This is a genomic window from Variovorax sp. YR752, from assembly GCF_943372545.1.
The window spans coordinates 1-8,201 of record NZ_CALRZC010000305.1; the positions used below are offsets into that span (position 1 = coordinate 1).

Below are 8,201 nucleotides of genomic sequence, written 5' to 3' on the forward strand. Positions count from 1 at the left end.
CGCGCAGCTTGCCGTTGACCTGCAGCATGAGTTCGACCTCGTCCTGCGCCAGCGCGGCCACGTCGACCACGGGCCAGGGCGCGTCGAGCAGGTCGCCCGAGGCCTTGTCGTAGCCGAGCTGTTGCCACAGCTGGTGCGCGATGTGCGGCGTGGCCGGGTAGATGCAGCGCAGCAGGATGCCGAAGCCTTCGCGTGCGGCGGCCGCGTCGCCCGCGCTGCCGTCGGGCTTGAAGCCTTCGAGCGCGTTGAGCAGCTTCATTGCGCCAGACACCACCGTGTTGTATTGCATGCGCTGGTAGTCGTAGTCGATCTGGCGCAGCACGGTATGCACCTCGCGGCGCAGGGCTTGGGCGGGCTTGCCGAAGCTCTGCCCGGCGAGCGCCACCGGCGCCACGTCGGCCTGGGCCACGCCGTAGTTCCACACGCGGCGCAGGAAGCGGTAGCTGCCTTCGACGGCCGCGTCGTTCCACTCGAGCGTGGCTTCGGGCGGCGCGGTGAACATGGTGTACAGGCGCGCGGTGTCGGCGCCGTACTTCTCGATCAGGTCCTGCGGGTCGACGCCGTTGCGCTCGCTCTTGCCCATCTTGCCCACGCCGCCGTACTCGACCTTCGTGCCGTCGGCCAGCGTGCCGCCGGTGATGCGGCCCTGCGCGTCGAGCACCGCCGTGACTTCGAGCGGCGGGAAGTAATCCTTGCCGCCCTTCTCGTTGCGCGAGTAGAAGATGTGGTTCAGCACCATGCCTTGCGTGAGCAGCTTGGCGAAGGGCTCGTCGGCCTTCACGAGGCCCAGGTCGCGCATGACCTTGGTCCAGAAGCGCGCGTACAGCAGGTGAAGAATCGCGTGCTCGATGCCGCCGATGTACTGGTCCATCGGCATCCAGTAGTCGGCCCCCTCGGCGACCATGGCCTGGTCGTTCTTGGGGTCGCAGTAGCGCATGAAGTACCACGACGAATCCACGAAGGTGTCCATCGTGTCGGTCTCGCGCCGTGCGGCCTTGCCGCACACGGGGCAGACCACGCCGGCGTGGAAGCCTTCGTGCTTGTTCAGCGGGTTGCCCGAACCGTCGGGCACGCAGTCGGTCGGCAGCACCACGGGCAGGTCCTTTTCGGGGACCGGCACCGCGCCGTGTTCTTCGCAATGGATGATCGGGATCGGCGTACCCCAGTAGCGCTGGCGGCTCACGCCCCAGTCGCGCAGGCGCCATGTGGTCTGCAGCTCGCCCAGGTCCTTCTGGCCCAAGGCATGCGCCACGGCGGCCACGGCCTCCTTGTAGGTCATGCCGCTGAAGTTGTCGGAGTTGATGGTCACGCCGCGCTGCTTGTCGCCGTACCAGTCCTGCCACTTGTGATAGTCGAAGTGCGGCTCGTCGTCGACCAGAACCACCTGGATGATCTCGATGCCGTACTTGTTGGCGAAGGCGAAGTCGCGCTCGTCGTGCGCGGGCACGCCCATCACGGCGCCGTCGCCGTAGTTGATGAGCACGTAGTTGCCCACCCACACCGGCACCTGCTCATCGGTGATCGGGTGCTTGACGGTCAGGCCCGTGGGCACGCCCTTCTTTTCTTGCGTGGCCAACTCGGCCTCGGTCGTGCCGCCACCCTTGCATTCCTCGATGAAGGCCGCGACCTTCGGGTCGAGCGTGGCGGCGTGCGCGGCGAGCGGATGCTCGGGCGCGACGGCGCAGAAGGTGACGCCCATGATGGTGTCGGCACGCGTGGTGAACACGTACATGCGGCCGTCCTGAATGAGCTTGCCGCTCGCGTCCCGGATGTCATGCGTGAACGCGAAGCGCAGGCCTTCGCTCTTGCCGATCCAGTTTTCCTGCATCAGCTTGACGCGCTCGGGCCAGCCCGGCAGCTTGTGCTGGGTGTGCTCGAGCAGCTCTTCGGCGTAGTCGCTGATCTTCAGGTAGTAGCCGGGAATTTCGCGGCGCTCGACCGTGGCGCCGGTGCGCCAGCCCTTGCCGTCGATCACCTGCTCGTTGGCCAGCACGGTCTGGTCGACCGGGTCCCAGTTGACGACCTGGGTCTTGCGGTAGGCAATGCCCTTTTCGAGCATCTTCAGGAACAGCCACTGGTTCCACTTGTAGTAGCTCGGATCGCAGGTGGCGATCTCGCGGCTCCAGTCGATGGCCAGGCCCATGGCCTGGAGCTGGCCCTTCATGTAGGCGATGTTCTCGTAGGTCCACTTGGCCGGCGGCACGCCGTTCTTCAGCGCCGCGTTCTCGGCCGGCAGGCCGAAGGCGTCCCAGCCCATGGGCATCAGCACGTTGTAGCCGCTCATGCGCAGGTAGCGCGTGAGCATGTCGTTGATCGTGTAGTTGCGCACGTGGCCCATGTGCAGCTTGCCGCTCGGGTACGGCAGCATCGAACAGGCGTAGTACTTCTTGCGCCCCGCGTCCTCGGTGACACGGTAGACATCGGCGGCGCGCCATTGCGCCTGGGCAGCGGACTCGACGTCGCTGGGTTTGTAGCTGGGGTTCATGACATCTCGGCAGGGCCCGGCTCGACGGCGGCCGGGAAGGCGGATTATCGCGCCGTGCGTGATCGTCTCCCCGGCCCCGTGCCGGAATCAGGCCCTTTCCTGCGGCGGCGGGGCAGGCGTCCACTCGTCGCCGAACAGTTCCGGCTCGCTGTAGGCCTCCAGATTCGCCCAGTGGTGGGCCGCGTCTTCCCGGTAGAACAGGCTGGCCAGCCCCGCCGCCAGGCGCCGCGCGCCGTCGCTGATGGCCGGAATGTCGCCCGACACCGTGCCGTGCGACAGCGCCGCCGGGTAGCAGAAGCAGTGGATGCGATCCAGCCCCGGGCAGGCGCCGGGGGCGTTCTCCTGGAATTCGAAGGCCGGCCCGAGGTCGGGCGAATCGGTCAGTTCGCGGTCTTCGTCGCCCGGTGCGGGCGTGAAACGGTCTTTCCAGGTACGAATGTGCGCGGCAATGCCCGCGAATTCGGGGCGGGCGGCCCAGTCGACCTGGAAACCGGTCGACACAATTAAAAAGTCGAATTCAAAGTCGCCCTTGGGCGTGGTGACATGCAGCACCTCGCCCTGCGGCGCCACGGCAAGGATGGGGCAACCGAAGTTGAAAAAAGCATTGACGTGCCGCGACACCCGCAGCGTGCTGCCGTGCGGTGGCGGCACGTTCAGCACGTTGATGTAGTGACGGATGCGCCACTTCAGCTCGTCGGGCAGGTCGTAATGCCCCTGCGTGAGCCCCGGCACGCCGGCGCCCTTGCCCTTGTTGACGCGCGGCAGGTCGGGCCGGCGAATCAGCAGCTCGACGCTGTGCGCGCCGGCCTCGAGCGCGGTGGCGGCGCTGTCCATGGCCGAGGAGCCCGCGCCGACCACGCCCACGCGCAGGCCCTTGAGACGGCCGTAGTCCATCTCGTCGGAGGAATGCGCCCACCTGGCGCGCGGCAGGCCGTCGACAAAGGCGGGCACGGCCGGGCCGCCGAGGCCGTCGCGGCCGGTGGCCAGCACGACGCGGCGCGCCAGCACGCGGCGTTCGCCGTCGGGCGTGCGCAGGTCCAGGCGCACGGCGCTGGCGTCGGGCAGCGGCTGCAGGCCGGTGACGGCGGTGTCGTTGCGCACGTCCACGCCCATCACGCGGCGGTACCAGACCAGGTAGTCCATCCACTGCAGGCGCGGGATCTTGTCCATCGCGGCCCAGGCTTCTGTGCCGAACTGGGCCTCGAACCAGGCGCGGAAGGTCAGCGAGGGCAGCCCCAGCGCGGGGCCCGTGAGTTCCTTGGGCGAGCGCAGGGTTTCCATGCGCGCCGTGGTGGCCCAGGGGCCTTCGCGGCCGGCCGGCGCGCGGTCGAAGACCACGGCGCGGATGCCTTGCTGCGCCAGCGCGCCCGCCGCCGCCAGCCCGGCCTGGCCGCCGCCGATGATGGCCACGTCGAGCACGGGTTCGCCGTCGATCTGGCGCGGCGGCACCCAGGCGCGGGCGGGCCAGCCGAGGTAGTCGAGGTCCTGGGCGAGCCGGCGTTCGAGCGCGGCGAGGCCGATGGGTGAGGCGGAGGGAGTGAAAGCGGTGTCGTCGGTGGTCATCGGTCGGGGGGCGGGACGGCAGCGCCCCGCCCTGCTGAATTTACCCACTTCTGCGCGGCGCCCGCCCGCATCAGCGTACCGCTGGCCCGGATTTCGCATGCCACAATGAATTTCGACCACAGGGGCAGGCATGAGCGGCAGCAACAGCGAATGGTGGCGGGGCGCGGTGATCTACCAGATCTACCCGCGCAGCTTCATGGACAGCAACGGCGACGGCGTCGGCGACCTGCCCGGCATCACGTCGAAGCTCGACCACGTCGCCAGCCTCGGCGTCGACGCGGTCTGGGTCTCGCCCTTCTTCCGCTCCCCCATGAAGGACTTCGGCTACGACGTGGCCGACTACCGCGCGGTCGATCCGCTGTTCGGCACGCTGGCCGACTTCGACGCCATGCGCGCACGCATGCACGCGCTGGGGCTGAAGCTCATCATCGACCAGGTGCTGTCGCACACGTCCGACCAGCACGCCTGGTTCGTCGAAAGCCGCAGCTCGCGCGACAACCCCAAGGCCGATTGGTACGTCTGGGCCGACCCCCAACCCGACGGCACGCCGCCCACCAACTGGCTCTCGGTCTTCGGCGGCTCGGCGTGGCAGTGGGACTCGCGCCGCAGGCAGTACTACCTGCACAGTTTTCTTGCCGAGCAACCCGATCTCAACTTCCATTGCGCCGAGGTGCAGGACGCCCTGCTCGGCGAGGTGCGCTTCTGGTGCGAACGCGGCGTGGACGGCTTCCGCTTCGACGCCTGCAACCACCAGTTCCACGACGCGCTGCTGCGCGACAACCCGCCGGCCACGAGCGCGTCGATCGACGAGGTCAGCACCGTGCGCGCCGACAACCCGTATGCGATGCAGCAGCACCTGTACGACAAGAGCCAGCAGGAAAACCTCGTGTTCCTCGAGCGGCTGCGCCAGCTGCTCGACGGCTACGGCGCGGTCGCGCTGGGCGAGGTCGGCGACGAGAACGCACCGCCCGTCATGGCGCAGTACACCGAACTCGGCAAGCGCCTGCACCTGGCCTACAGCTTCAGCCTGCTGACCGCCGACCACAGCCCGAAGCACCTGCGCCACCAGGTCGAGACGCTCGACGCCGCGCTCGCGCCCACGGGCGGCTGGGGCTGCTGGGCGGTGTCGAACCACGACGTGCCGCGCGTCGCCACGCGCTGGAGCGACGGCAAGGGCCCCGACACGCGCCGCGACCGGCTCTGGCTCGCGCTGCTGCTCGCACTGCGCGGCAGCGCCAGCCTCTACCAGGGCGAAGAGCTGGGCCTGCCCGAGGCCGACGTGCCCTTCGAACTGCTGCAAGACCCCTACGGCCGCGCCTTCTGGCCCGAGTTCAAGGGCCGCGACGGTTGCCGCACCCCGATGCCCTGGCTCTCGGGCGCGCCGAACGCCGGCTTCAGCAGCGGCACGCCCTGGCTGCCGGTCGACGGCGCGCACCTGCCGCTGGCCGTCGCGCAACAGGAGCGCGACCCCGACTCGATGCTCGCTTTCAGCCGCGCCCTGCTGCACTGGCGCCGCACGCAGCCGCTGCTGCGCACGGGTGCGCTGGCGTTTGTCGATGCGCCCGAGCCGCTGCTGCACCTCGTGCGAAGCGAGGGCGACGCGGTGCTGCATGCGATCTTCAATACGGGGCGCGAACCGGTCTCGATCCCGCTGCCCGAGCCGTGGGTGCCGCTCGTCGGGCACCCGCTCGTGCCGACCGCGACCGTCATCACCGATCCAATAAAACCCCTGCTGACACTGGCGCCTTATGGCGTGTTCTTCGGCACGCCTGCCGCAGCAGGAGGACGCTGAACCCCATGCCCCCTTCTTCTCCTTCCCTCAAGCCGGCCGACATCCACGCGCTGATGCGCGCCGAACACGGCGACCCGTTCGCCGTGCTCGGCCCCCACGAGACCGCCGACGGTCTTGAGGTGCGCGCCCTGATGCCCGGCGCGCGGCAGGTGGCCGTGGTGCATTCGCGCACCGGCTGGCCGCTGTCGATCCTCGTGCGGCACGAGGGCAGCGACCTGTTCAGCGGCCTCGTGCCCGCGGCCGAGGCGCGCATGGGCTATTCGTTCCAGGTCGACTGGGACGCGGGCCACGCCACGCAGCTCGACGACCCGTACCGCTTTCCTTTCGTGCTCGGCGAGACCGACGTCTGGCTGCTGGCCGAGGGCACCCACCTGCGGCCGTGGGAGCGGCTGGGCGCGCACCTGCGCGAGATCGACGGCGTGAAGGGCGTGGCTTTTGCCGTGTGGGCGCCGAATGCGCGGCGCGTGTCGGTGGTGGGCGACTTCAACAACTGGGACGGCCGTCGCCACATGATGCGGCTGCGTCGCGAATGCGGTGTGTGGGAAATCTTCGCGCCGCACGTCGCTGTGGGCGACAGCTACGAATTCGAAATTCTGTCGGCGCAGGGCGAGGTGCTGCGCAAGGCCGACCCCTTCGCGTTCTCGTCGCAGCTGCGGCCCGGCACCGCCTGCATGGTGGCACCGCTGCCTGCGCCGGTGCTGATGCCCGCCGGGCGTGCCGAAGCCAACGCGCGCGAGGCGCCGATCAGCATCTATGAAGTGCACCTGGGCTCATGGCGCCGCAAGCACCACGGCCAGGAATGGCTGGACTACCGCGAGCTGGCCGACACGCTCGTGCCCTACGTGCGCGACCTGGGTTTCACGCACATCGAACTGCTGCCCATCACCGAGCACCCCTTCGACGGCTCGTGGGGCTACCAGCCGATCGGCCTTTATGCGCCGACCTCGCGCTTCGGCACACCCAGCGACTTCCGCCATTTCGTCGAAGCCGCGCATGCCGCGGGGCTGGGCGTGATCCTCGACTGGGTTCCCGCGCACTTCCCGACCGACGCGCACGGTCTAGGCAACTTCGATGGCACCGCGCTGTACGAGTACGCCGACCCGCGCGAGGGTTTCCACAACGACTGGCAGACGCTGATCTTCAACTACGCGCGCACGGAGGTGCGCAACTACCTGGTCGGCAACGCGCTGTACTGGCTGGAGCGCTACGGCGTCGACGGCCTGCGCGTGGATGCGGTGGCGTCGATGCTGTACCGCGACTACAGCCGCAAGGCCGGTGAGTGGGTGCCGAATGCGCAGGGCGGGCGCGAGAACCTGGAGGCCATCGATTTTCTTCGGCGCATGAACCGCGTGGTGGGCGTGGAGCGGCCGGGCGCGGTGACGATCGCTGAAGAGTCGACGAGCTTTCCTGGCGTGACGCGACCGCCGGAAGACGGCGGTCTGGGGTTTCACTACAAGTGGAACATGGGGTGGATGAACGACACGCTGGCGTATGCGGGCACCGATCCGGTCTATCGCAAGCACCATCACCAGCAGGTCACTTTCGGGCTGATGTACGCGCACAGCGAGAACTTCGTGTTGCCGCTGTCGCATGACGAAGTGGTGCATGGCAAGGGGTCGATGATCGGGCGCATGCCTGGGGATGAATGGCAGAAGTTTGCGGGGTTGCGCAATCTGTATGGGTACCTGTGGGGTTATCCGGGGAAGAAGTTGCTGTTCATGGGGGGGGAGTTTGCGCAGTACGCGGAGTGGAATGCAGACCGCGGGCTGGATTGGCATTTGCTGGAGCATGCGGCGCATCAAGGGGTGCGGCGGTTGGTGCGCGATTTGAACAATGTGTATCGGCACTTTCCTGCTTTGCATGAGCTGGACCATGAGGGTGCGGGGTTCGAGTGGGTGGTGCATGACGATGTGGCGCAGTCGGTGTTTGCGTTTGTTCGTCGGGGGCGGGATGGAGGGTTTGTTGTTGTGGTTTGCAACTTCACGCCTGTGGTTCGGGAGGGGTATCGGCTTGGCGTTCCTGTCGCGGGGGCTTATCGCGAAATCATCAATACCGATGGTTCGGTGTATGGCGGTAGCGGGGTGGGGAATGGGGTGGTTGAGAGTTCTTCTGTGGCTTGGCATGGGAAGGGCGACTCGATCGTGATCAGCGTGCCGCCACTCGCTACTTTGATGTGGGTGTTGGCTTGAAACGCTCTGGGCTTTTTTGCTTTCCGAGGCCGGGTCTCGCCCCGGCGGGCGACCTACTTTTCTTTGCTTCGCCAAAGAAACGTAGGCAAAAGAAAGGCGACCCTGCTGTCTGCGTCCCTCCGCTTCGCTGCGGGCAACCTGCGGTGCTCACGTTTCGCGGGGTCTCGCAGAA

The 8,201-nt window shown here is 67.9% G+C and carries 4 protein-coding genes; 2 read left to right on the forward strand and 2 right to left on the reverse strand.

Annotated features, from left to right (window positions below; translation table 11 throughout):
* A partial coding sequence (gene leuS, locus AAG801_RS38140; RefSeq protein ID WP_341893097.1) for a leucine--tRNA ligase occupies positions 1-2,485 on the reverse strand: 2,485 nt, incomplete at its 3' end.
* A gap of 87 nt (positions 2,486-2,572) precedes the next feature.
* Positions 2,573-4,048, reverse strand: coding sequence for an NAD(P)/FAD-dependent oxidoreductase (locus tag AAG801_RS38145; protein WP_341893098.1), 1,476 nt, complete (start codon positions 4,046-4,048; stop codon positions 2,573-2,575).
* 130 nt (positions 4,049-4,178) lie between these two features.
* Here AAG801_RS38145 and AAG801_RS38150 point away from each other — a divergent pair, with 130 nt between their 5' ends.
* Positions 4,179-5,840 (forward strand): alpha-amylase family glycosyl hydrolase, encoded by a 1,662-nt coding sequence (locus AAG801_RS38150; RefSeq protein ID WP_341893099.1) that lies wholly within the window; start codon positions 4,179-4,181, stop codon positions 5,838-5,840.
* Positions 5,841-5,845: 5 nt separating this feature from the next.
* Complete coding sequence (glgB, locus tag AAG801_RS38155; protein WP_341893100.1) at positions 5,846-8,029, forward strand: 1,4-alpha-glucan branching protein GlgB; 2,184 nt, start codon at positions 5,846-5,848, stop codon at positions 8,027-8,029.
* The last annotated feature ends 172 nt before the right edge of the window (positions 8,030-8,201 follow it).

Coding starts and splice junctions, on each gene's coding strand:
- AAG801_RS38145 (WP_341893098.1), bottom strand. CDS start 4,048: ATGACCACCGACGACACCGCTTTCACTCCCTCCGCCTCACCCATCGGC.
- AAG801_RS38150 (WP_341893099.1), top strand. CDS start 4,179: ATGAGCGGCAGCAACAGCGAATGGTGGCGGGGCGCGGTGATCTACCAG.
- glgB (WP_341893100.1), top strand. CDS start 5,846: ATGCCCCCTTCTTCTCCTTCCCTCAAGCCGGCCGACATCCACGCGCTG.